The 24331-nt window shown below is 49.2% G+C and carries 22 protein-coding genes; 2 read left to right on the top strand and 20 right to left on the bottom strand.

Going from position 1 to position 24331, the window contains the following annotated elements; genetic code table 11:
• Positions 1–147 precede the first annotated feature (147 nt).
• Positions 148–330 (top strand): hypothetical protein, encoded by a 183-nt coding sequence (locus AC0YNX_RS05095; RefSeq protein ID WP_475814545.1) that lies wholly within the window; start codon positions 148–150, stop codon positions 328–330.
• 60 nt (positions 331–390) lie between these two features.
• Here the strand turns inward: AC0YNX_RS05095 and AC0YNX_RS05090 are convergent, their stop codons facing one another.
• From AC0YNX_RS05090 to AC0YNX_RS05000, 19 genes are all read right to left on the bottom strand, one after another.
• Entirely contained in the window at positions 391–1197 is an 807-nt protein-coding gene (locus AC0YNX_RS05090; RefSeq protein WP_475814544.1) for a DUF3221 domain-containing protein, read from the bottom strand.
• An 82-nt stretch (positions 1198–1279) separates the two neighbouring features.
• Positions 1280–2056, bottom strand: coding sequence for a hypothetical protein (locus AC0YNX_RS05085; protein ID WP_475814543.1), 777 nt, complete (start codon positions 2054–2056; stop codon positions 1280–1282).
• A 188-nt stretch (positions 2057–2244) separates the two neighbouring features.
• Positions 2245–4911 (bottom strand): IPT/TIG domain-containing protein, encoded by a 2667-nt coding sequence (locus tag AC0YNX_RS05080; protein WP_475814542.1) that lies wholly within the window; start codon positions 4909–4911, stop codon positions 2245–2247.
• A gap of 194 nt (positions 4912–5105) precedes the next feature.
• Complete coding sequence (locus AC0YNX_RS05075; protein WP_475814541.1) at positions 5106–6053, bottom strand: ABC transporter permease; 948 nt, start codon at positions 6051–6053, stop codon at positions 5106–5108.
• Positions 6046–6975 carry an ABC transporter ATP-binding protein gene (locus AC0YNX_RS05070; RefSeq protein WP_475814540.1) on the bottom strand — a complete coding sequence of 310 codons (930 nt, stop codon included), beginning with the start codon at positions 6973–6975 and terminating at the stop codon, positions 6046–6048. Before AC0YNX_RS05070 ends, AC0YNX_RS05075 begins: the two co-directional genes overlap by 8 nt.
• A 15-nt stretch (positions 6976–6990) precedes the next feature.
• Entirely contained in the window at positions 6991–8058 is a 1068-nt protein-coding gene (locus tag AC0YNX_RS05065) for a DUF4097 family beta strand repeat-containing protein (protein ID WP_475814539.1), read from the bottom strand.
• Positions 8059–8063: 5 nt separating this feature from the next.
• Entirely contained in the window at positions 8064–8807 is a 744-nt protein-coding gene (locus AC0YNX_RS05060) for a hypothetical protein (protein ID WP_475814538.1), read from the bottom strand.
• The gene (locus AC0YNX_RS05055; RefSeq protein ID WP_475814537.1) at positions 8808–9524 is read right to left on the bottom strand and encodes an ABC transporter ATP-binding protein; all 717 of its coding nucleotides are present in this window, start codon (positions 9522–9524) and stop codon (positions 8808–8810) included.
• A 3-nt stretch (positions 9525–9527) separates the two neighbouring features.
• Positions 9528–9905: a GntR family transcriptional regulator gene (locus tag AC0YNX_RS05050; protein WP_475814536.1), complete on the bottom strand. Its 378-nt coding sequence runs from the start codon at positions 9903–9905 to the stop codon at positions 9528–9530.
• A gap of 191 nt (positions 9906–10096) precedes the next feature.
• Positions 10097–11662 carry a GH39 family glycosyl hydrolase gene (locus AC0YNX_RS05045; RefSeq protein WP_475814535.1) on the bottom strand — a complete coding sequence of 522 codons (1566 nt, stop codon included), beginning with the start codon at positions 11660–11662 and terminating at the stop codon, positions 10097–10099.
• Between the two features lie 19 nt (positions 11663–11681).
• Entirely contained in the window at positions 11682–12401 is a 720-nt protein-coding gene (locus AC0YNX_RS05040) for an SDR family oxidoreductase (RefSeq protein WP_475814534.1), read from the bottom strand.
• A 35-nt stretch (positions 12402–12436) separates the two neighbouring features.
• Positions 12437–13321: a carbohydrate ABC transporter permease gene (locus tag AC0YNX_RS05035; protein ID WP_475814533.1), complete on the bottom strand. Its 885-nt coding sequence runs from the start codon at positions 13319–13321 to the stop codon at positions 12437–12439.
• A 27-nt stretch (positions 13322–13348) separates the two neighbouring features.
• Entirely contained in the window at positions 13349–14248 is a 900-nt protein-coding gene (locus AC0YNX_RS05030; protein WP_475814532.1) for an ABC transporter permease, read from the bottom strand.
• 75 nt (positions 14249–14323) lie between these two features.
• A complete protein-coding gene (locus tag AC0YNX_RS05025; RefSeq protein ID WP_475814531.1) occupies positions 14324–16045 on the bottom strand; it encodes an extracellular solute-binding protein in 1722 nt (573 codons plus the stop codon).
• Between the two features lie 194 nt (positions 16046–16239).
• A complete protein-coding gene (locus AC0YNX_RS05020) occupies positions 16240–17916 on the bottom strand; it encodes a response regulator (protein WP_475814530.1) in 1677 nt (558 codons plus the stop codon).
• Complete coding sequence (locus AC0YNX_RS05015) at positions 17917–19674, bottom strand: sensor histidine kinase (RefSeq protein WP_475814529.1); 1758 nt, start codon at positions 19672–19674, stop codon at positions 17917–17919.
• A 123-nt stretch (positions 19675–19797) separates the two neighbouring features.
• Positions 19798–20742 (bottom strand): DUF4179 domain-containing protein, encoded by a 945-nt coding sequence (locus AC0YNX_RS05010; protein ID WP_475814528.1) that lies wholly within the window; start codon positions 20740–20742, stop codon positions 19798–19800.
• Positions 20729–21277, bottom strand: a complete 549-nt coding sequence (locus AC0YNX_RS05005) for an RNA polymerase sigma factor (RefSeq protein ID WP_475814527.1) — start codon at positions 21275–21277, stop codon at positions 20729–20731. The genes AC0YNX_RS05010 and AC0YNX_RS05005 overlap by 14 nt, the downstream gene beginning before the upstream one ends.
• 282 nt (positions 21278–21559) lie before the next feature.
• On the bottom strand, positions 21560–21931 hold the full coding sequence (locus AC0YNX_RS05000) for a GNAT family N-acetyltransferase (RefSeq protein WP_475815185.1): 372 nt from the start codon (positions 21929–21931) through the stop codon (positions 21560–21562).
• Between the two features lie 358 nt (positions 21932–22289).
• On the opposite strand from AC0YNX_RS05000, the gene AC0YNX_RS04995 reads away from it, so the two are divergent.
• Positions 22290–23651, top strand: coding sequence for a hypothetical protein (locus AC0YNX_RS04995; protein ID WP_475814526.1), 1362 nt, complete (start codon positions 22290–22292; stop codon positions 23649–23651).
• Between the two features lie 229 nt (positions 23652–23880).
• On the opposite strand, the gene AC0YNX_RS04990 is transcribed toward AC0YNX_RS04995, so the two are convergent.
• On the bottom strand, positions 23881–24282 hold the full coding sequence (locus AC0YNX_RS04990; RefSeq protein WP_475814525.1) for an iron chaperone: 402 nt from the start codon (positions 24280–24282) through the stop codon (positions 23881–23883).
• Positions 24283–24331: the final 49 nt, after the last annotated feature.

Genomic DNA, 24331 nt, shown 5'->3' with positions numbered 1-24331 from the left:
TCCTCGCAAACATATACAGCTGCCGCAGCAGCTCGGTTTCAATTTAAGAATTAATTAGGCACACAAAATGAAACATGATAGGAGTCATTACGTATTACCGGGTAAGTAAGTCTCAAGCGCTTTCACCCTAACTTAGGAGGACTCGTTATGATAAAACACCTTCTTCAACGACTCTTAGGCTCCATACAAGGCAAGAAGCACTATGGCTCGCACGGAAAGTACGGTCACCAATACAGCAGCAGCAATAGCAAGAAAGGGAATTACTACCCTCCACAGCATTCGAAATACGGGCATGGACAATACAAGAAGAAGTATGGCAGCAGCAGCTAATTTTATCACAAATAAACCCGACCACTTATGGTCGGGTTTATTGGTTCAAGTCTGACTCTGCTATTGTAATCCATTCGAGGCAACAAGCTCGAGTCTACGGGTTCCGGCCTGTGCCGGGAAGGACTCAGCAACTCCGCCGCTGATCCATACTCGCACTTTGACCTCTACCTTCAGATCGTCGAAGGTAATGGATTGCCCCGCGCTATCTACCATCTCCGAATGACTGTTGAAGCTAAACCAGTAGCTTGGCTCGGTCTTCCCCTCTTCCAGAACAAGAATACGATGCGACTCGTTGTCGATTGTTGAGATTGTGCCGACGACGTCAGGCTTCTCGCTTAGCTCCTGAATGTCGTATTCGATCAGTCTAGGATCGATCAGTTTCTCGATCTCGACTTTCCCTTCTGCTTCGCTCGAATCCGGCATCGTAATGATGAGTTTATTCTTAATCACATCAATGCTTGTTGAGTAGAGATTCAGCTTACTGAACAGTTCCGAATTGCCGAGCTTATCCTGTGCAGCCTGCAGCTCCTCGAACGAGTGAGCAACACGCACTGTCTTGTACGTACCGGTTATATAGCGGTCCGCAAGCAGTTGCTCGCCTCTTTCCGTCGGATTGACAAGATTAATATAGAGGAGATCGTCTTTCAAATAGACGTCACCGTTCGGAATCAGATTGTCTTGGAGAAAGCTGCGGACTTCACTAGGCTCGCTGAGCGGATTGATCGTCCCTGAACCTTTTACTTCATTGTCGGTGACTTGGATGGAATTGTTCGCATCGCCGCCTTGCACATTGTCACTCGTCGCTATCTGGCGTCCGCAGCCGGTTAACAGTATAACAGCCAGTACGGTTAGGATCAGTCGCTTCATGGGACTTTCTTCCCTTCGTGGTCTTTATATCTCTAACGCACGAAACCGTACTTTAGTTGCTCTGCAGCAATCCATCTTCTTGCTATTCAGCTAACATTCGTCCGCCGCTCACGACTAACCATTCCCCGGTCTCCCAATCATTCAGCTCTTGGCTAGTCGACTGATAGTAGAGATCAAACCGGATGGCCATCTCCCGTTCCCAGGGATGACGAATAAAGAGTGAGCGAAAAATCTCGTCCAGCCCAGGAATCGCGAATCCAATCGGTTCAGGAAAAAGCGTCTCTAACTCGTCTCTTGTTAGATCTGTTTCTAACGCAAATTGGAACATTGGAATATTCGTATACTTATCGTAAACAAGCTCAAACTTTGGTGTGCGTTTAATTGAGAACTTAGTAATATCAGTCGCGAATTCCTCTTCATCCGCAGGCAAGATGAATGGCCACTCTTCGCCCGGGTAGCGATATAGCGCTGCTCTTGTTGCTAGTTCCGAGAGCAAGTCCTTCCACTGTGAAGGTGTTATAGACGCTGTTGGAATGTTTATGCCTGCGTGATCCATACCCATAAGCTTACCTTCAAGTCGCTTGTAGAGCTGTTCGATTGAAATTGCTTCCTCATGCACCGATGCCAATTGATTGGCATTATAGCCAAGAGGGATTGCGTTCACCGAGTCCGATATCGTACTCCAACGTACAGTGGGCAATGCTGTGTTCTCCCACCGAAATGCGATTCTAGGCAAAGCCATGCGACCTAGCTTATTCGAAGGGATTTCCTCCAAGATATTGTTAAAGTGAGTGCCCCACTCTCGCTCTGCTTCTGTGTTCTGTGGAAATACAAATGCAAGTTCTTGAATTCTGTCCATTCATATAACCCTCCCATTCTTTGGCCTCGCCTCTGGAGATTCCGATCAAATTACAGGATACATCATAATAATAGAACATGCGTTCTTATTTGTAAACCTTTTCTTTTTACCTATATTTCCAGTTTATCATGCCAATAATTGAAAAAACAGCAGCCATGTTTCGGCTGCCGTTTAACAGATCATATGCTCTATAACAATGGGATAATGGCCTTGGCGTACGCTCGCGCGCCTTTCGTGTTCGGATGCCCAATCGAAGCGCGTTTGCAAATTTCGAGTTCCATGCCCGTGCAGCCGGATACTTCGCAAGAGATAGCACGAGAAGGCGCAATATTGGCATCTTCCGGCGATAAGTCAGCGTGCAGAGCGAACAGCAGCGGGTCTGGCGCGAACATCGAATTCGCAGGAACAAACCCGGGGTCGGCGTAGAAGATCCGTTTCGCAGGAAGCGTCGCGTTCACTTCGTCGATCGCTTCTTCCAGATGGATTCGGCTGAATTTGGCGAACTCCGCGCAGCGATCCAGCACGAGATTAAGCTCAACGTTGCCGAACCGCTCCATCGCGACTCCGCCTACCACGCCGCCTAGAATAGGACCTGCGACTGCACTTCCTACTAAGATGCCCAGAGCGACGAGCACTGCCTTGACCCCTTCAAGATCGCTCTCCTTGGACAACGGTGCATAGTAGCCGGTTACGATTGTTTTGGCGTTCGGATAATCCTTAGCGATCTTGAGCAGCATCACCTTCATATAATCATGGCAATATTGTTGAGACAACGCGGGGACATCAATTGGATGAAACGGATTAAGCAAATCTTCCACGTTGATATCGTTAATGCCGCCATCCAGCAAGATCAGATCCACAGATGGTTTATACCCGCCAAACAAATCGCACTGCTGCAGAATAGTCGGATAATGCGACGGCACCTCGCCTGGCTTCGACGCCTCTACATGCTGATCATTAAAGCCGATAATTGCGCCAGAATGCGCGATGACCTCTTTGTAGATGCCCATATTCCCTTGCCGGAGCGCCACCGTTGCGCCGACCAACGAATGAATTTTCTCATTATCCGCAAGCCCCTGCCCCCATTGAATCGAATCTCCAAGAACAAGGATGTTGTACGTGTCGAACACGAGGTCGATTTCATTCGACGTCAGTCCGCCTCCGATAGAAACTTTGACCTTCACGGCTTCCCCGGAAGGATTCGGATTAATTACAGCAGGTCGAATGAGCACGAACTCGAGTTGGGTTGGGCTAATATAACGCACTCCAGGCATATCCTGCTGGTTGATGCTCACGATAGCACCAGAAGTGAAGCCACTTCCGTTCAGCACGACTGTCGTTCCCGGTGTCACCCTCGTTACGACTGTGTTGTTCTGCCCAACGTATTGCAATCTCGGTTGAACGACGACCGTCCCTTTGTTGGACAACGTACCGTCCGTCTGCTTGACATAGATGACGTGAGGTCCACCGGATACGGACGGTACGTTGAACTGCAGTCTCGTATCGCCAAGATAATTCGGCTTAACCGCGGTATTATCAACAAGTACGATATCCGTTCGGGTAAACCTTAGCCCTTCCAGTGTAACGACGTCGTTGATGTTAACGGATGATGGCGATGCAGTCATAATGACCGGTTCAAGTAAGGCTCGTCTGAACTCATCCTCCAGGATCGCGTTCATCGAGATCCCGTTCGAATACTTATCTCCTGCTCGCCCATATGCCCCTTGAGCACTGGCTGCTCCTTGCGCGCCAGGTGCGCCGGCCGTTCTGCCATTGCTTCCGCATACGATACCAAAGTTCGCGTTGACGGAATCGCCGACCTGCCCCCCGGGACCACCTGCTCCAGGCGTACCTGGAATTCCCCCCGCTCCGCTCGATCCCCCATCTACCGAAATGAAGAAACCGGCCGCATATTGATTAATGATTGCTTGCGGCGCATATAGCGTAATTTTGCCCCCGTGCCCGCCGTTGCCTCCATCGCCCCCATTGCCCGCAGATCCTCCACGCCCACCGTTGCCGCCCGCGCCGGAGCCTGCTTTACAGAATCCGACGGCATCCAGCTGCGCCTTTACGCCTTTGGAGCCTTGACCGCCATCACCGCCATCTTGCCCTTTACCGCCTTGGACGCCGTCTTGTCCGCGCGCTTCGAAGATCGGGCTGCCTTGAAGAGATAGCATCCACACTTCGATTTCGGGTGCGTCCGCCCCATCGCCTCCACGATTCCCTTTGGCCCCGTTCGTACCGTCCGTTCCGGTTACGCCGCCAAGCGAATTCGGAGTAGGCACCTGAGACGGGGTCGCCGGCTTGCCTAATACTTGAGGTACAAGCAGCGTCTGACGCTCCCACGTGAACGTCACGTTCTTCCCAACGATTAGTTTCTCCGTGATGATGAACAAATGCTTCTGAGGATTTTTCAGAATAACAGTCGTGTTGTCCTTCAGTTCGATCTCGCTTGCCGCCCAATACGCATCATTAATATAGATGGAACTTGCGGCTTCGGGAGTACGGGTAAAAGGGCTCGCGTTAAGATAGTTGGCGGATCCGCCCCACAGCTCAAGCTCCGGCGCGTTCGGCAATGCAGCAGCTTTCACCCGGTATGCCGCTTGAAAGGTCGTCAATGCGCCTAGAATATTAGCACTTGGCTTCAGCAGTCCTGCTTTCGGTACGACGTTCCCGGAGATGGTAATCTTGCCGAGTGCTGACACCTGCTGAATGCCGAACGATTCCAGTACGGCTTTGTGTTGAAGAAGTCTCGTCTGAATGACATTAGGTGCTAGCATGAGATTGGTGGCGGGATTAATCTTGAAAGAACTTAGCTGAAGGCTGGCAAGGTTAAGGTTGTACCCAAGCGGCATATATTCCCTTCTTTCGGTTTCAATTTGCACTCGAACGGAAGCCATTAATTACAATAATATTCTATTCAAATATATGGATAATAGTAGTGGCATACCTGCAACCACCAACGTTCTCCAGACAATCCATACAAGGTACAACAAAAAGCCCGCGTTATACGCGAGCTTCCTTGTCCTACTATCGTTATGACCTACATCTACGCAGCGACGTCTCTCTTCGTAAACACCAGCCACGCAACCAGACTGAATACTAGATAGTAAACTGCCAGCACCTTGATCGAGAATGCGAGCGTCATGCCATCCTGATATGGCTTGCCGGTAAGATATCCCGATAGATCGATATTCGCGAACAGGATATATTTGCTCCAATCGTATTGATGCAACAACCCCAGCAAGATCGCGCCTGCGAATAGCGAGAAGAGGGAGAAGCCTATTGCCATCGTACTGCTGCGGAATGCAGAGGAAATCATAAAGGCCATCGTAACGAAGATGATCGTCGATACTCCGTTAAGCAAGTAAGTTTGCCATAGGTTGGCGAGCATGTTCTTCTCGACAATATGTCCAGCGGTATCCAGGTGTACCAGCGACAAATTCATATCCCCGAACTTATAAAGCAGCCCGTTATACAGCACTGATACAATGAACAGAATGACAAGCAGCAATAACCCGAACATAATCATGGCGATATATTTGGAAATCAGAATTTTGAGCCTGCTCGCTGGTCGAATGAGCAGCAGCTTGATTGTTCCGCTTGCAAATTCCCCGGCCAAGCTATCCCCCGCAATAATAACGGTAAACAAGGTAATGAGTAATACAAGCTGCGCAGAGCCGTTAATCCCGCTCCACATGGTCGAACCTATAGGACGGATGTCATGATCAAGCCGATATTGATTCACATCGATGTTCTCCTGGATCTCTTTCTTATCATCCGGGTCCAGCTTCTCATCGCTCAGCGCCTTCGTATACTGCTGATTCTGCTCCGTCAACTGTTGCTGCCAGGTACCGTGCTGGTCAGTCCCCTTGTCGTCATAGTACCAATCCATGAAACTCCCGAAAAGAACGATAACAATCATAATACCGACCATGACCCATGTCCGCGTGCGACGATAGATCTTCATATTTTCATTCAGAACCAAATTAACCAATTTGCCCACCTCCGGTGATTTCCAGGAATCGGTCTTCCAGCGACTGGCGAACAGCACGAACACCATAGATGCGAATGCCCTTCTCCGTCAGATAGAACAGAATGTCTGGAATCCGATTGCGCTCGGTCAGGATTTCAAGCCCTTCATCAACAGCTTGCGCCTCCTGAATGCCCGCCATTTCCCTTATGCTAGCAATCATAGCTTCATCTATGGAAGCCTCTATGAGATAAGTCTGCGCCTGATCATTCGAGCCGATGAAATCACCAATCGGCTTGACATCAATGAGTTTGCCTAGGTTCAGAATCGCGACCCGATCGCACATCAGCTCCATTTCGGATAGCAAATGACTGGAGACAATGACCGTTATCCCCTCTGTCCGGGTCAAATAATGCAGGTAGTCGCGCAGCTCGCGAATGCCTGCCGGATCAAGTCCATTGGTCGGCTCATCCAGAATCAGCAGCGATGGCCGGTGCAGCAGCGCTTGCGCGACGCCTAGCCGCTGGCGCATGCCTAGCGAATATCTCTTCACTTTATCGTGAATGCGATTCTCCAGTTTGACCAGCTTCACGACTTCATCGATTCGTTCTTTGGTCACTCCCGGAACCATGCGTGCATAGTGAACCAGATTGCGGTAGCCGCTAAGAAACTTGTACATTTCCGGGTTTTCTACAATAGCTCCTACATGACGAATGGCCTGCTCGAACTCGCTCTTGATATTCTTCCCTTTGATGAATATCTCACCGCTTGTGATCGACATAAGACCGACCATCATACGAATCGTTGTCGTCTTCCCTGCTCCATTAGGCCCCAAGAATCCGAAAATTTCCCCTTGCGGAACATCAAAAGTAAGATTGTTGATAAGCGTTTTGCGACCGACGCGCTTGGTCACATTCCGCAAGCTAACGACTGCTTCATTGCTCATGTTCTACGCCTCCACTTAATTCGAATGAATGATAATGGTGCCCGATTCCGCCTCTACATTGACCGGCCAAGTACCGCTGCCAATCGTATGGGTTAGCTGAACCTTACTGTCTGTTCTAGCTTCTTGTTCTACTGGAAGGTTCGTTTGAATGGATCCACCATCGACCGATGCGTGCAAAGTATAGCCAACGTCTATTGGCAACATCAAGCGGGTAGTCCCGCCATGATTCACAATTTGGGCGGCGCCGCGAATTTGATCCATCTGAATATCGGAATCCTGACCTTCAACTTTGACAGTGCCTGTAACTTCTCGTAAATACGATAAACTGCTCTCGACTTTCCCTGCTATGTCCCCCTCGATCTGAGTGAGAACAAGGCTGCCTTGGTGAGCTTCTGTTGTAACGTTGCCTTTAACGCGATCCAGATTAATTTCACTTGATTGGCTGATAAGGTCAACATTCCCAGTAATGCCGTCGATGAAGACGTTCTGGAATGAAGTGTCTACAGAGAGCGTTCCAACCGTATTGGCGATATCCAATAAGCCACGAACGGACTTCACTTTCACGTCCCCATGTACCCCATCGATTAACACATTGCCTTCTTCACTCTCCACGGAGAGCGCCAGCTGATCTGGTATGAGAAGCACATAATCGGTCGTTATGGAATCGCTGTCGATCGGTTTCCCGTCCACCAAAGCTTCGAACGTTAATTGACCATTCACAATCTTCTTATCGACTTGAACGGCATCTCGTTTCTCGTTCGCCGCATTCTGATCGTCCGCTTCAGCAGTAACTGTGTACTGCAAACGGATGACCGAATCCGTTGTTCTTCGTACGGAGATTTCCCCTCTTACACCAGCAAGCAGCACGTGCTCTATCGATTGTCGGTCTACTGTAAGCTCATGCTTGGAGACGGCTGTAGCATCCGGATGTTCCTTCGAATAATCCATGGTCTTCTGCTCATTGACGAATTGCTCGCCGAACCGTTCGATGACCTCCTCCTTCTTCATCCAGATGTCTGCAATCATAAGCACGATGAGCACCGCAATCAAGGCGAGAAGAAGCGTCTTTTTCTTACGAAACATCCCCTTCACACCTCCACTTCTTTCTCAAAAATATAACCGTTCAGCCACATCATGCCTGCCCCTAGAAGCAGCAAGCCGATGAAAGCACCCGAATGCAAATACACCGTATCGTTTGTTCCGCCTCGAAGGACAATTTCAGGCAGCCAGCGCAGCAGATCCGATACGAGCGGGCTGATTCGAAGCACCAACCATATTGCCGCAAGAGACGCGCAGCATATAACCAGCCATTTGAACTTAGTGACCAATTGCCCGCATAGGTAAGCAAACTGAACAACAACCAGCAGCAAAGCGGTAATCAGAAAATACATCCAGCAGCTATTCACGACAATATTGATCATCCATGCGAAATTCGCCCAAATCTCTGAGCCGAGCTGCCATTCATCCCATTTGGCCAGCCCAATGATTAAAGTAAAGCTGACTACAATCGATAAGCAGGTCAGTAACTGCAGTACTAGCACCGCTGCAGCCTTCGCTGTCAACACCTTCCACCCACGAACCGGCAGCGACAAGAGAAGGTAGACGGAATTCGTTCTCCACTCCGTATGAAGCTGATAGTAGCTTGTGCCGACCGTGATTATACCTGCGCCGATAATAGGCAGCACAAACGATAGCAGCCAAATATCTGAATCATCCCACCCGCCGCTCTTGTACAAAACGAGAAGCTGCAGCGCGATTACAAGTGCAGAGAACACGCCGTACAGTGGCAGCGCGCTTCTCCATTCCTTCACGAACAATTTGCGAAATGCCATCTACACGTACACCTTCTCCCATAAATTCTCAAGCGAGCATCCATACGCGGAACGCAAATTTTCCGCGGAGTCATGAATGGTAATTCGCCCATTCTGAAGGAAGATGACATCATCGAACATCGGCTCGGATTCTTTGACGGAATGGGTGGATAACAGAATCGTCTGCTCGCCCGCTTGAAACTCGCTAATGATGGACTGAATGATTTTGGCGCGCGAAGGCGGATCAATACCGGAGAACGGCTCATCCAGCAGCACCAGCGGGACATTGCGGCAAAGCGCTGCAACCAGCTTCAGCCGGGCTCTCATCCCCTTCGAGAGATGCCGAACCTTCTGCTTCTCGTCGAGCTCCATCGCCCGCACCATATCGGCTGCTTTATCCGCCTGCCAATCGGTACAGAATCCGGAGATGAACTGGAGCGTTTCCTTGACCGTCATCCAGCCATATAAATAATCAATCTCAGGCAGATAGGCGACGTGCTGCTTGCCCCGCACATCAGGCTTCCTCCCGTTCACGAGGATACTGCCCGAAGTCGGGTAGATCAGCCCTGCTATCATTTTGAGCAACGTTGATTTGCCGCTTCCGTTAGGGCCTAGCAGACCGACGATGCTGCCTGTCTTTATCTGCAGGTCGATCCCGCTCAAAGCCTGCTTTAATAGATATCGTTTATGAATATCCTTGAGCTCGATGATCGTCGAATGCTGTTCTGTCTCGGCCATTAGCTATCCCTCCTTGCTCCCCTTATGTAATTCCATAAGCAGTATTCGCTCCATCTCTCCAGGCTCGATGCCAAGCTCTTGCATCTCCTCGATAAAATGCCGAACCGCCGCTTGCGCCATTTCCGATCTGATCGTCTGCAGCATTGCGGGGTCGTTCTTGATGAACGTACCCTGACCGCGAAGCGTTTCCGTCAAGCCTTCCCTCTCCATCTCCTGATATGCCCGTTGCACCGTATTGGGATTCACTTGCGATATTTGCGCTCTTTCCTTGAGCGAAGGGATTTTATCTCCCGGCGATAGCTCTCCCCTTGCCAGCGCTTTCTTAACTTCATCCACCATTTGCAAATATATCGGTTTAGGACTGTTAAAATTCAGTTGCACGTCCGACCCTCCTTCCAACCGCGAACCAGTGCACTATTGAACTAGTGCACTAAGAGATTATAATTATTTGCCACCTTTGTCAATGCTTTTATTACTGCAACCATCATTCGTCCACGAAAAAAAGGGAAATGCCGATAGCCATCATACGATAGCCGCGGCACTTCCCTTATTCATTATCGTCTTATATCGAATTAAATCGATTCCATTCTCGTCAACGTTATAAGACAAACGTCATTCTCACGCATATCCGTCGCGAATTTAAATACCTCCGCCTCACCAGAGATCGTCACCTTACGGCTAATCTCCGGCAAGCCAGCGTTCCGTTCGTCGAGCGTGCGGATTTGCTCGCGGCTAAGCGTGCTCTTCGGATTCAGATCCAAGTAATCCGTTAAAGCATCATTGTTGCGGTAGCCTGTACGGTAGACGCTAAGTTCATAGTCGCCAGGTGCGAGTCCCGTGATTTCGACTTTAGCCGGTCCCGCTGGAAGAGAAGGAACATCCTTGCCATAATACAGCTTGTTCTCTACATCCTGACGGACCGTGCAATCCCAGAACAACACTTGCGCTCCTTGCTCATTGCGGGCAGCGAACGCATTCGGATCATCGCAAGCCAGTGCCTGATCGCCAAGCTGATTCAGGAATTTATAGGCGAAATACGCCGGCTTACGAACGCCTTGCATATTCATGAGACCAAATCCGCCATGGAAATGACCCGTTGGCGGGCCGTCTTCTTCGAAGACGTCGGAAATTTCGCAATAGGACATCGCTCTCACATGTCCTTGCACGGCTTTAAGCCGCGACAACAGGAATGAAGCCGCATGATAGGAATCACGAAGCGGATCCCAATAATGGTAGGTCAAGCCGAACTCTGTAAAATAAACCTCCAGCTCAGGCATCGAAGAAGCTTTGACCACTTCCTTAGCGCGAAGCACTTCGGCGAGAGCACCTTCCGGCTTGTAGAACATATTGTCTTGGAACCAGCCGGTTCCCGGCTTCCATACTGGCGTCTGGACGCCGTCATCTGGTCCTGTAAACGGAGATACATTGATACCGCCGCCTTCGCCCGGCTCGCAAGCATAGCAGTGCGTCGTGATGAAATCGAGCGGCACCTTGTTCGTGTGGCAATGCTCGATGAGCCCGCTAATCCAATCCGGACCTCCCGCCGTTGCAGGGCCGCCAACGCGATAATTCTTGGATACGCTGCGAACCGCCCGTGCGGACGTCTCGTACATCTTAATATATTCGTCAAGTCCAGCTGTGAAGAACATGTTGTGCTGGTCTGGCTCATTCCATACTTCGAAGAACCAGTGCTTTACTTCCTCTTCACCATAACGCTCCGTGAAGTGAAGCACAGTTTCGCGAATCAGCCCAAACCATTTGACATAGTCATTCGGCGGCGTGATATTGCTTTCTTCCCAGAAGACCGTTTGATCTCCGCTTGCCAATGCCTGAGGCATGAAGCCAAATTCGACGAACGGGCGCATGCCTGCATCGAGAATAGCGTCGTACACCTCATCCAGGTACATCCAGCTATAGATTGGGTTTCCATTCTTATCTTCTCTGTACACACCCATGTCGTCATCGAACATGCCGTGGAAACGAAGATATTGGAACCCGCACTCTTTGGCACCGCGTGCGAGGTGCGCTTGGTGGTCTCTTCTCATTAAGAGGTTCGCCCGACCTGAGCTTACGCATGTATTATAGAAGGCGTCGTGCTTGCCCGTAACATTCGAAAGATCAATATTCAGCAATCTCATGAACGTAGTTTCCTCCCCATTATATCTTATCGTAGCCGGTTGACCATGGAACCAAATCGCGTATAACGCATCTGTCGCTAGTACGCAGCAAGAACAGGACACAATTCGATATATCCTCAGGAAGCATCCAGTCGGACGGCTTGCTCGTTACACCGATGTCGCGCACCATCTTGGTGTCGGTAATTCCTGGATATACCGTGCTAACTTTGACGCCGAATTCTTTCCCTGTTTCGTAGAGCGCCTCTGACAAGCCCGCCACTGCGCACTTGGATGCCCCGTAAGACGCCAAGTGCGCGGGAACTTGAAGAGCCACTGTGGACGACAGGTTGACAATATAACCGTAGCTTCTTGTCTTCATGTCCGCTAACGCGAGCTTGCTCAATCGGAACAACCCGTCCACATTGATCGCAAATGTCTGCGCCCACTCCTCGTCCGTCGTGTCGAGCAGCGGTTTTGGAATAATAATGCCGGCGTTGTTAATCAGAATATCAATTGCGCCGAACACGCTTATCGTCTCATCCACCAGGCGGTCGATCGCCGACTTATCGCTAAGATCCGCCAATACCGTCAACGCTTCCGCGCCGACTTTCTTAGTCTCTACCGCGACTTCGTTTAATTCCGCTTGGCTTCGCGAAGCGACGACGACCTTGCAGCCCGCGGCTGCGAGGTCCAAGGCGATCTGTCGACCTATGCCTCTTCCCCCGCCTGTGACAATAGCTGTTTTACCTTGTAAGTTCATGCATAATCCTCCAGCTGAATGCACACGAATTTGGATTAGCCTTTAACACTGCCAAGCGTCATCCCTTGCATGAAGTAACGTTGAAGGAACGGATAGGCTACGAGAATCGGGAACGTCGCCAAGAAAATTTGCGCTGCGCGCGACGTACGGTCGTTGACGACATTCAGCAATTCGATATCTCGCGTGCTCTTGAGCGACGTGTCGATGTTCACGACAACGGTTTGCAGATAGCTTTGCAGCGGGTAATGCTCAGGGAAGTTCATCAGAATCAACCCGTCGAACCAGGCGTTCCAGTGAGTGACCAAGCAGAACAGCGTCAACGTCGCGATTGAAGGCGCGGACAACGGCACATAGATACGCCACATGTTAATCATATGGCCGGCACCGTCCAGAAACGCGGATTCTTCAATTTCTTTGGGTAACTGACGGAAGAAGTTCATAAGCAGAATCACGTTGAACACGGGCACCGCACCGTATAGAACAAGCGCCCAGATGCTATCCGTTAAGCCTAACGTTTTGATCGTCATATACCATGGAATAAGGCCTGTATTGAAAAGTATAGTGATGAAGAAGTACCAAGCGTACAGGTTACGCTGTTTGAATCTGTCCGACTCGCGAGAAAGCGGGTAGGCAGTCAAGATCGTGAGCACCATATTAATAGCGACGCCAAGAACTACACGTTTGAGTGATACGACGAGCGCCGTAGTAAATTCAGGCTTGTTGAGTACGTATGAATACGCTTTGGTCGTAAAGTTAACCGGCCAAAATTTAACGAGGTTGGCCGCTGCAGCAGAACTGCTGCTGAATGAAATCGCAAGAACGTGAACGAGTGGAAATAAACAGAGCAGCGAGATAATCGTAAGCAACGCATAGTTGAACGCTAGGAATAACTTGCGGCTCGGAGAATCGTGCTTTGTCATGTGAGTTCCTCCTAGCACTACAGATAATTAAAATACTTTGTAGTCTGCGAACTTCTTAGCCAGTGCATAAGAACCGGCAATAAAGACGAACGAAACAAACGTTTTGAATAAGCCGACTGCGGTTGCCACACCATACTGCGCATCAAGCATGCCTAGTCGGTAGATAAAGGTGTCGAGAATGTCGCCGCTCTGGTAAACCGCCGGGCTGTATAAGTTGAAAACTTGATCGAAGCCGGCGTTCAGCACGTTGCCCATGCTAAGCGTTCCCAGCAAGACGATTACCGGCAAAATGCCTGGAAGCGTGACATGGAAAGTCTGTCTCCATCTTCCTGCGCCATCGATTTCAGCTGCTTCATACAAAGTCGGATTGATTGCTGTCAGCGCAGCCAAGTAAAGAATGGTGTTGAAGCCAAATTCTTTCCACAAATCGGACAAAACGATAACGTAAGGGAACCAATGTACATCGCCGAGGAAGAAAATCGGCTTTAACCCGAGCGATTTCAAGAAAATGTTCACGATGCCGTCGGATGGTGACAGAATATCGATCATGATGCCGGATAGAATGATCCAGGACATGAAATGTGGCAAATAAACGAGCGTTTGCACCGAACGCTTAAAGAACTTATGGCGAACTTCATTTAGCAATAATGCGAATATAACTGGCACGACGATGAACACGATTATTTTCAAAAGTGAAATGTAAACCGTATTAAATAGTGTTTGGAAGATGTCAGGCAGTTGCATTAAATACCGGAAATTATCAAGTCCAACCCATTGCGAATGAAACACGCCTCTGACAGGCATATATCTCTCGAACGAAATCACGATACCAAAGAGCGGTATATAGTTGAAAATAAACACAAGCACTACTGCGGGAATTAACATCAAATGTAGCGGCAGATTGCCGCGCTTTAACGATTTATTCATGATGCCACCTCGGTACTAAAAGTCCGGGGAGCTTCCACAGCTCCCCGGCCATGCTTACACAAACCAACAGCGATCTTACTTTTGTTTTGTCGCGTACCAGTCGTTGACTTCTTTGGTAACATCGTCGCCGCCGAGGCTCTTCCACTTCGTGACGAAATTGTCGAACTCGTCGATGGACGCGCTTCCCATGATGATCTTGGTGAACGTTTCGTCTTCAAGCTGCTGCAGCGTGGACATTTTGTTTGTCATAGCTGTACCTGGAACGCCATAGAAGCTGTTGACGAGCAGTTGATTGTTCTTCTCGTATTCCTGATAGACAGCTTGTCCGCTATTCAGACCGAACATTTTGTCGAACGCCCATCCCGTGTTATCACCGGATTGATACTTCTTGATCGCATCGTATGCACGTTTCGTGTTCAAGTCGTTAACGACCGACTCGTCTTTGTTCTTAAGCACGTCTAGAATTTTAAGCTGCGTATCCATATTCATAGTCGGCGGCTCCATGTAAATCAACGGATATTTCATGAGCAGAACGCCTTGGTCAATGTATTTCTTGTCTTGGTCGATCGGCGTCCAGTGAGCGGAACGATCGCCGAAGTAGTTCTCGAACATCAAGTTCAGGGCTTTGATGATAGCTTCCGGATGCTCGAAGCCTTTGCGAACAACGGTGAAACCGGACAACGGCAAATCGACTTGCGGTTTAGCGATTTCACTGTCAGCCGAGACGATCGGGTAAGGCTCCCAATCTGCGTTCGGATCTTGGTTCTTGTTGTCCTGGAAAGGCCAGATCGCGTTCCAGTAGCGGCCGTAAGCCAAACCGAGCTTGCCAGCTGCTACAGATTGAGCAACCTTAGAGCCGTCTTTAACGATGAACTCGGAATCAATTGCGCCACTCTTGTACATTTCTTGCAGTTTTGCGAGCGCTTGCTTCATTGCTGGCTGAAGGCTGCCGTACTCGAGCTTGCCATTTACGTTCACCCAAGCGCGCGGGTAAGCATGGAATCCGTTCGCGAATGAAGTCAAGTCAGCAAATCCGCTCGTCGGGAAGTTGAACGAATCTTTATTAGCCGCGAGGCCATACGTATCCGGCTTGCCATTGCCGTCCGGATCGTTCTTCACGAATTGTTCAGCGATGTTCACGATATCGGCGATTGTTTTTGGCGGCTGGAGCTTCAGCTTCTTAAGCCAATCCGCGCGAACCCAGACAACGTCCGCTTGGTCCATCAGCGAGCCGATGTTCGGGATACCCAGCATTTTGCCATCCGTCATCGACGCATCAACCAGCTGCGGATTGGATGTCAGAATTTTCTTCGTTAATGGAGAAGCGTATGTGTTGAATGCGTCCGTCAAATCCTCGATTTGATCGCCTTCGACGAGCATTTTGAATTGCTTCTTCGGCACGTACATCACGTCTGGCAATTGACCCGACGCAATCGTAACGTTCAACTTCGATTCGTATTGAGCGGCATTGGAAGTATCCGTAATCCAGTCATACTTCAGATTGATGCCGAGTACGTCTTGGTATTCCTTGTACCAAGCGTTGTTCTCATACGATTCGCCCGGGAGGAATTTGGCCGTGCTGTCTGTCGCTTGTCCGACGTGAATCTCGATTGGCGGATCATATTTGCCGAGCGGGTCCGTATTCGCAGGCTTGTTTGAAGCGTTATTATCAGCAGCAGAGTTATTCGACGCAGATGTGTTTGCGTTTCCTTTGTCATCTGAAGTTGATCCACATGCGGTTAATGCCATTGCCGAAGCGAGTATGACTGCCGGTAAAATGATTCTCTTGTTACGCATATCTGGAATTTCCCCCCAATGTTGTTGTAACTAGAAGTTAGAGGCCTCTGCTCATCATTATAGTGCAGCGCTTTCATAATAAATATTGTACTCTGTCCACTTTTGTTATCCTTTATCCACTTGCTATGCTTCCCTGACGCGAGTAGAAAAAAAACAACCTGAAGCAGCAGCTTCAGGTTCGAATAGGGCATTATTTATTTGATGACTCCAGATGTACTCTGCCGTGAATCCCGATATTCCTGAGGCGACATGCGCATCGCTTTCTTGAAGAAGCGAGTGAAGTAAGAAGCCGATTGATAGCCGATCGTCGCTGCGACAACATGAATTTTAATATGCGGCTGCTCCAGCATCTCCTTTGCTTTCTGAAGCTTGCGTTCATGAATGTAATCGGACAAATAGATCCCGCTCACTTGGCGGAATAACCTTGAGAAATATTTCGGGTTAAAATAGACGCTGTCTGCAAGCGTTGTGAGTGACAAATCAGCATCGAGATGGTCTTGAATATAGTGCTGAACCTGCTGGATGGCGAGTATGGATCGCCGCTCGTTCTCCGCGCTGCGTACACGGAAGATCGACTGGGCGATGTCCCGGCACTGTCCAAGCGTTTCGCTCAGCGAAAGAGCCGGATAACCCGAAAACAATGCATCGACGTCGATTTCGCCGTCCAGCTGCTCCGTCAACTCATACCGGTTCAAGATGGAAACGAAAAACAGCGACAAGCGCTGCTTCGATTCGACCTGCTCCGATCGATGCGCCGCCGTCTTCTCGGTAATCGAGCTCGCTAGCTTATCGTAAGCTTCCAAGAACGATTCTCTCTCCCCTTGCTCCAGCAGAAGCTCGAGCGTATTCAATGATTGCGCCAGCTCCTGGGAGAGCTGCCTTCCGAATTGCGGCAAATGCCGTTGGTCACTTGCGACAAAGCCTTCTGTGAGCAGAAGCACCTCCGTACCCTGACCAAGCCGGCCGTTCAGAACCGAACGCATATAACCGAAGGCTTCCGGCAATTGTCCCCATGAATAGGGATCGGCTCCGACGATGAATGAGAGTGAAAACCCAAGCGATTGCTGGCAAGCTTGCTGGACGAGCTCTAGCGCGCCTTTCACGAATATGGCGGTATGGATGGATTCCGATTCGGCGCCGTCTTCCACTAGCGGTTGCGCCAGCCAGACAAAATAGGTCTGGCTTTGCCGATACATCGTCTCGGAAAGCCGAACGTACGGCGAGAGATAACGCTCTGCCAGCAGCGATACGGCATATTCCTCATTCGCTCTTCGTGTAAGCGGCGACTCCGCTTTCTCCGCCTCTTGCCTATAGCCGATAATAAGCAGCACCGGCCGCGATGCCGTCAAGCCCATCTCAAGCTCGCTCATCTGTTCTTCCAACTCACTGCCGGAGCCGCGCTCAATGACGTCCGCTAGCAGCTCTCTGCGCAATAGCGGAAGCGCTTTATCCATCTGCTCCTTAGCCGACCGGAGCAGATGCTCATCCCGCAAGCTTTTATCCAAATCATTAAGCTGCATCCGAACGGTCTCGACGATTTTTTCATAATCCTCGGTTTTCAGCAGGTAGCTGACGCCATAGAATTGCAGCGCTTTATAGGCGTACTCGAACTGATCGTGTCCGGTCAGGAATACGACTTTGCAAGCCGGCCAGTTCCCACGAATTTTCTCAACCAGCTCAATGCCGTCCATGCCCTGCATACAAATATCGGTCACGACCAGATCAATTTTCTTGGCGTTCAGCAGCGCAAGCGCCTCGTAGCCCGAGTACGCTTTGTATAGCTCTAATTCATAATCTTCGATTTCCTTCAGTGTTTCATACACACCATCCGCGATGATCGGCTCATCGTCAACGACCAACAGTCTGAACATTTACTTACCCTCCATCCGAATGATCGTCATCGTCACCTTAAGTCCGCCAAGCTCGCCAATGGATAACGCGATGCCCGCGTTGTCGCCGTACAAGCTTTTCAGCCTTCTGTGAATGTTGATGATGGCAGTCGTCTCCCCCTCATAATGATCGTCTTGCAAAATGTTAATCAGGGACTGCAGCTTCTCTCGGTTCAGAACGCTGCCGTTGTCCTCCAGAACGATCTCAAGCTCGCTATCGTCAACGTTTGGAAACATGTTGATGCGCAGCAGCCCGTTATTTAATTTATTCTCGAGCACGTACTTGAACGAATTCTCAATAATCGGCTGAATGACAAGGCGCGGCACCTGCACTTCCTTCCATGAAGGTGGCAGCTCGTCGAACTCGACCGTAACCCGGTTGGAGAACCGCATCGCCTGAATGTCCGCGTACGTCTTCGCAAGATCCACTTCCTTCTCAAGCGTCAATTCGGAAGCGGAGGATCGCGTAATGTATTGATAGTAACGGCCCAATTGCTTAACAAATGGGAGAAGGTTGTCGTAATCCTCGGCCTTCGCCATGTTATATAACACAAAATGCGTGTTGTATAGAAAATGAGGATTGATCTGAGCTTGCAGATGCTTCAGCTCCGCATCCTGAGTCAATATCTTCTGTTTGTACACCTGATTGATAAGCACATACACATTCTGCACCATTTCATTGAATCGGCGGTAAAGATATTCGAATTCATCATGGCGTTTATGATTGATTCTTACGGTTAGATTGCCCTGCTCCACTTCACGAAACGCCTTCACGAGCCGGGTAAGCGGCTTATGTATGAAGCCGTAGGAAGATGCCGCGAACAACAGGAAAATAACAATCGACGTTATGGTGAATATGCGGAATAACAGACTGAACGTCTGTACGCGTTTGAAAATTTCGTTCTCCGGCAAATACCGGACAAGCGTCATCCCAATCGCTTCCGAGCGGCTGTAAATCAGTAAATATTTGTCGCCATGGAGCTTCGCGGAGATGACGCCCTGCTGATCGGACGGAGCGTCGCGATCGACGGTCTCCACGGCTGTCTTGCCAATCGGATCATTATTGCTGGAGAAGAATGCACCGCTATTCGTATTCGCAAGCACCATCCCCCCAACGCCAGATGAAGTGAGCTTCCTCAGCACCTGATTAATCGTCCCTCCGGAGAGCTCCATTTCTGTTGCATAATTGGGATCGCTCTTCGAAACGTCGCGCACAATGGGAAGCTCTGCGTAGAGATACAGCTTGCCTTTGTAGAACAATACTTTGGACTTGGATGTCGCGTTCGCTCTCCTTAGAACATCCAGCTTTTCCCGATTCAGTGTACTCATCCCGCTTATTGAAGAGACGGTCATGTCGATATCGGGGATGTATGCGGTCGTGTTCTGAATATAGAGGCTGCTTTGACGTGACAAACTCAGCGCGTCCTGCAATTTGTTGACGCTGGTAAGCTTGTCGTAGCTGGACATCTTTCCCTGAAGGGAGAAGAGCTTGTTTAAGTATTCGTTATCCATCAACTGATATTGCATGAGCCGGATGCGTTCAATCTCGGTTTCCAGATGAAACGAATAGAATCCGACCTGCTCGGACAGCGAATTCGATGTCTGCTCGCGAACTGTCTTCGACCCCCAGTTGTAAATGCCGAAGCCGATCGCGTAAACAGGCATAAAAATAAGCAAGAAAACGAGGACAAGTCTCATAAAAATGGAATTCTTCAACGATTTTGTCAGTTGCAAGTTCATAGGTGGCCGCTCCAAAACATTGGGTTATCATGCGCAAAGAATCTAATAATTCGAGTAGCTCGAGTATAAGATATTGTTTCCTTTCTCGCAAATACGAAAGATAGGGCTGGTTCACCTTCTGTATTACTTTATAGGAATCTGCACCGTATCGCCGGTTTTCGTAATGATAAGCTGCACGGATTGAAGATTTTCCGGGAGAGCGGCATAACGCATGGAATAAGCATGCGTGATGGAAGACACTTCGGCGGACATCTGTTGTACCGCTCTTCCATTTGCGATCAGCTTGAACCCGTTCAAACCAATGCCTAATTCCGGTTTAGTTGTACCCTCGATCAACGTCATCGTCGGAGTTGCTGTAATCGTCCCAATCTGAGTGAACTGACCATCAATGGTAACCATTATGTCCTGTTTGATCTTGGTCGTCATCGCTTCGTCAGGATGGTAGGGAATTGTCACTTGTTTCGCCTGCCGGTGATCATTCACCGCTTGCTCATCGTAGTAAGACAACGTTAATTTCTTGGCAAGAGGACTGACTGGGTCAAACGCCATGAATCCTTTCAATTCGGTTTGCCCTTCGGTTGGTCCGGAACCGCCTGATAAGAATCGAGAATCCGTTCGAAAGCCTTTGATTCGGATCGGATCAAAGCTGTCGTCATTACTCAACCCATTCGGATTGCTTAAGGTATAGAACACGATCACCTGATTATCATCCGACATGAGACCGTTCAGCGTAAGCAATGATCCGTTCGCGAGCCGAACTTGCTCGTTAAGAGGCTGACCCTTCCCTTGCTTATTCAATTCGCCAAGGGTGCCGTTTACGATTCCGTCGAAGCCCATCAGCATCTTGCCGTAATATGCTAACGCATGATATTGGTTTCCCGCGAACAGCATGATTGCAAGGATGGCTACCGCGATTCTCCAACCGGTCTTAACGTTCCGTGTCACTCTTCTTCTAGGGGCTGCGACGGCGTTTAATGATCTTCTCAATCTCGCTTCCAGTTCATCAGGTGCGGCGAGCTCGTCTAGACGCGCTTTCTCATCCAATAACCGCTCTTCAATGTTGCTCATCTCTATTCCTCCCAGATAACGTTCTCAGCTTCTTCAATCCCTCGAAAATTCTTGATTTGACTGTTCCCGGCGATACGCGAGTGAGCGTGGCGATCGTCCCATAATCTAGATCAAGGTAATATTTCAGTCGTATCGCTTCACTTTGGTCATCGTTTAATTGAATCATTAACGATTGAAGATCCATCTGCTCCTCCACCTGCTGATAAACAGATGGCCCGGCATGGCTATGATAACCGTTACTCTCCTCAAGCGGATTTTCAAGCGGGATGACCTTCTTGTTCTTTTTCAGTGCGTGCTTGCATCGATTGACCAGTATGGTCTTGCTCCAAGAGTAGAAGGATTCTCTTTTCTTCAACTGACCTATCTGCTCGTAGAGCTTCACGATCATATCTTCCAGAACATCCATCGCGTCGGCTTCATTCCGCATATAGGAATAAGCAAGCCGATAATACGCGTCTTTCTCAGCTAGGATTAATCTCAGCAAAGCCTCCTTGTCCCCATTCTGCGCAGATTGTACCTCGTCTTCCACTAACATGTCTTCACCTCTCCTTTCTCTAAGAGCATTGAATAGCGCAAATGGTTCATTTCGCAAAGAAGGAAGTTTATAACAGTAGTATGAAAATAAAAAATCCGCGATAGTCGCGGATTTAGGCTGTTGGGAAATTGATCGGAATTAATTTGGGGTCCAAACTCATCGGCGGTAGCGCTCTAACGGTTCCCACGAACGCTATTTCGCCTCAAATGCCTCATTTGAAACGCTAACGGTTGTCAGAATGGCTATTTGGCTATATTGGCAGCAAAATCTTCGCTAATTGCATCACAATAGTAATCGACGGACGATAGCCTCATCTGAGCTAATTATTTCAAAGCCTAATGACTCATATAGTTTTGACGCGATTAGATTCTGTCTTCTATGACTAAGCCTTATTTCATTACACTGGTACTTATTATTAAGTAAAGTTATGAGCTCAATCATCGCATTTCTTCCATATCCCTTACCTTGATGCTCTTGATCAATCATGATGGCTTCAATTTCGCCAATTCCGGATTCAGCTACGAAATAAATGCCAAAGCCAACCAGAGTATTCTCATGATAGATCGCAATTGGTTTAAAATGAGTTTCAAACTTCGCCTCCGCAAGCCAATATACCACTGGTGCAGTAAAGAGTTTTCTTTGTACTTCCGTTATTTGAAGTTGCGTGCATTGAAACCAGTTCTCTCTTGTGACTTCTTTAATGATTACCAGTGGATTTCCCCCTCAACTCTTCCGATACCGCTGCCGAGTACCAAAGCGGTCTCCGACTTCCATCATTTGTAATATTCCAAAATAATACTACCATACCTCTCTCTAATTGGTTGTGTAAGAATCAATATAATAAAACTTTCTTGCCGCCAGCTGGGATGAATTGTGTAAATTAACCTAATCAGCTTTCAGATCATAATAACCGTTTTTGACAAAAGAATAAGCTCGTTTAGACCAAGTAAAACTCCCAAAAGACTACTATAATAAGGCTATTATCGTATCCATATTAAGGGAGTGGCATGCTTTGAAGACAACGATTATTGACAACAAAGGAATACCTCCTCTTGCTGGCATTTGCACGTATGAAGAAGCATGTAAGCCCGGATTTACCGTCGACCGAAGCGTCGAACTACTGAAACGGTTTAACTATATTTCCAAAGGACTCAATCAAATGCTGGCCGCACATCTGGCCCGCGTTCCTGAGTGGGAAGTCAAATGCGCCTTCGGCTATCATCTGTGGCTCGACGCCGAACATAGCGCCGCCATCCGCAAACGAGTGTCCGAGATGCGCGAACCGCCCCTCGGTCTTGACCAAGTGCCTGATGAGAAGCTTCGAATCTGGCTTGATGAAGCTATCCGCGGCGATGATACGCTCGAACTTCTTACAGGATTTTATCGCGTTATTCGTGCGGAAGTCATCAAAGCGCTTAAGCGTTATCTTGATGAAATGAACCGGATTACCGAGCATCCTACCTACCGCCTGCTTCGCGGTATGATGCAGGATCAAGAGGAAATGCTTGCATGGGGCGAGCAAGCGCTGACCGCTCTGGCCGATTCGCCTGAGAAGGAGCAGCATGCACAGCGGTGGGAGCAGCATCTGCAAGTTGTTCTTCGTGAGGCTGGGGGCATATTCGGCGATGATACGCCAGTACCCGATGAGCTGACGCTGCGATCCGACGGGCAGAAGTACGAGATGGACCCTGTGCCGAGAAGAGATGAACGATTTATTGACCCTTATAATACATCCGCGAAGATCGATTCGTATTTCTGGGATGATAGCTGCTCTCCGGAAGAACGTGCTTATTCGCTCGTGTATAAGCGACTCCGGGAGATGGACGTGCCGGAATGGATGGGGCCTATTTTGTACCAAATCGAAGGTAAACCATGGGAGTACTACACCGATCTGAGTCGACAGCTATGGGATGAAACACGGCATGCGATGCTCGGAGAAATCGGCCTCTATTACGGCGGCGTCCCATTCTATAAATATCCGATTCATCTGGGATCCTCCATGATTCTGAACACGGATTTAAGTCCTACAGAGGCACATCTTATATTGTGGCGAATCGAGCAAAGCCTGATGCCGAAACAGACCGGCAAACAGAAGGAATGGGAAATCGCGAAGGATACGGGGAACCCGATCGCCATGCTGATACAGGATTACGATTGGGCGGACGAGGTGCTGCATGCCCAGATCGGGCGCAAGTGGCTTGTGCCGGATTACGGCAGCTTAGCGGCAACGACGGAAATCGCGGATCAAGCCATGAAAGTTTGGGCGGAGGCATCAAAAAAGACAGCAGCGTGGTCGGAGCATACGGAATGGTGGCCGCAGCTGATCGAGGAGATTCGCGAGAATGCGAAGAAGCTTGCGGAGACTTCAAGTTAAAAGTAGAGAAAGCCATGTGCACTCGTAGGTGCGCATGGCTTTCTTTGAACTATCTACTTTGACCTATCTACAATGATAAGTTCGATCTAAGCTGATCTAGAGTGCCTGTCCGTTCCTGCTTCGAATATGTATACAGTCATAGATGGTTATTTCACCAATTAATGGTGACGTGTAACTTCCATCCTCGATTGTTCACGCCTCAGCCTTCTTTCGTGCGAAGCACTATTACTTATTCCTTCTTCTCTCGCTTACGGCTCGCCTTCTGCTTGCTCTTCTCAAGAGTCTCCTCAACGCGGTATTTCACAATACGGCGGATGAGCTCGTAAGGCAACGGCTTACCGCTCGGGAATTGCACGGATCCTTTCGCCCCCTTATAGGCCGACAACTCATCCTTGAACTCATCGATGCCGCTCGGGGTCGGATAGAAACCAATATGCTTCTTAAAGGCTGCAAAGTGAACGAGATTCCCGTGCAGCGTGAACGTTGGCATCTGGTAGGCGATAGTCTCTTCCGCGTCCGGTGCTTCTTCGCGAATGACTTGCCTTAACCTTTGCAGCTCAGCCTGCACATCGGGCGGGAATGCTGCAATATATTCGTCGATATTCGTAGGGACAGGCTTGTTTCCTTCCATGGCTGCTCCTCTCTTGCTCCCACAATCTAGGTCGTACATTCATTGTCAT

It is taken from the genome of Paenibacillus sp. J31R98 (genome assembly GCF_056269245.1).
The sequence above is the reverse complement of the archived record's forward strand: the minus strand, read 5'-3'. Positions and strand labels throughout refer to the sequence as shown.

Excerpts from the sequence above, each read along its gene's own strand:
- AC0YNX_RS05030 (WP_475814532.1), bottom strand. The coding sequence starts at position 14,248 with ATGAATAAATCGTTAAAGCGCGGCAATCTGCCGCTACATTTGATGTTA.
- AC0YNX_RS05080 (WP_475814542.1), bottom strand. The coding sequence starts at position 4,911 with ATGCCGCTTGGGTACAACCTTAACCTTGCCAGCCTTCAGCTAAGTTCT.
- AC0YNX_RS05090 (WP_475814544.1), bottom strand. The coding sequence starts at position 1,197 with ATGAAGCGACTGATCCTAACCGTACTGGCTGTTATACTGTTAACCGGC.
- AC0YNX_RS05045 (WP_475814535.1), bottom strand. The coding sequence starts at position 11,662 with ATGAGATTGCTGAATATTGATCTTTCGAATGTTACGGGCAAGCACGAC.
- AC0YNX_RS04990 (WP_475814525.1), bottom strand. The coding sequence starts at position 24,282 with ATGGAAGGAAACAAGCCTGTCCCTACGAATATCGACGAATATATTGCA.
- AC0YNX_RS05035 (WP_475814533.1), bottom strand. The coding sequence starts at position 13,321 with ATGACAAAGCACGATTCTCCGAGCCGCAAGTTATTCCTAGCGTTCAAC.
- AC0YNX_RS05055 (WP_475814537.1), bottom strand. The coding sequence starts at position 9,524 with ATGGCCGAGACAGAACAGCATTCGACGATCATCGAGCTCAAGGATATT.
- AC0YNX_RS05025 (WP_475814531.1), bottom strand. The coding sequence starts at position 16,045 with ATGCGTAACAAGAGAATCATTTTACCGGCAGTCATACTCGCTTCGGCA.
- AC0YNX_RS05095 (WP_475814545.1), top strand. The coding sequence starts at position 148 with ATGATAAAACACCTTCTTCAACGACTCTTAGGCTCCATACAAGGCAAG.
- AC0YNX_RS05040 (WP_475814534.1), bottom strand. The coding sequence starts at position 12,401 with ATGAACTTACAAGGTAAAACAGCTATTGTCACAGGCGGGGGAAGAGGC.
- AC0YNX_RS05005 (WP_475814527.1), bottom strand. The coding sequence starts at position 21,277 with ATGTTAGTGGAAGACGAGGTACAATCTGCGCAGAATGGGGACAAGGAG.
- AC0YNX_RS05060 (WP_475814538.1), bottom strand. The coding sequence starts at position 8,807 with ATGGCATTTCGCAAATTGTTCGTGAAGGAATGGAGAAGCGCGCTGCCA.
- AC0YNX_RS05010 (WP_475814528.1), bottom strand. The coding sequence starts at position 20,742 with ATGAGCAACATTGAAGAGCGGTTATTGGATGAGAAAGCGCGTCTAGAC.
- AC0YNX_RS05020 (WP_475814530.1), bottom strand. The coding sequence starts at position 17,916 with ATGTTCAGACTGTTGGTCGTTGACGATGAGCCGATCATCGCGGATGGT.
- AC0YNX_RS05085 (WP_475814543.1), bottom strand. The coding sequence starts at position 2,056 with ATGGACAGAATTCAAGAACTTGCATTTGTATTTCCACAGAACACAGAA.
- AC0YNX_RS05070 (WP_475814540.1), bottom strand. The coding sequence starts at position 6,975 with ATGAGCAATGAAGCAGTCGTTAGCTTGCGGAATGTGACCAAGCGCGTC.
- AC0YNX_RS05015 (WP_475814529.1), bottom strand. The coding sequence starts at position 19,674 with ATGAACTTGCAACTGACAAAATCGTTGAAGAATTCCATTTTTATGAGA.
- AC0YNX_RS05065 (WP_475814539.1), bottom strand. The coding sequence starts at position 8,058 with ATGTTTCGTAAGAAAAAGACGCTTCTTCTCGCCTTGATTGCGGTGCTC.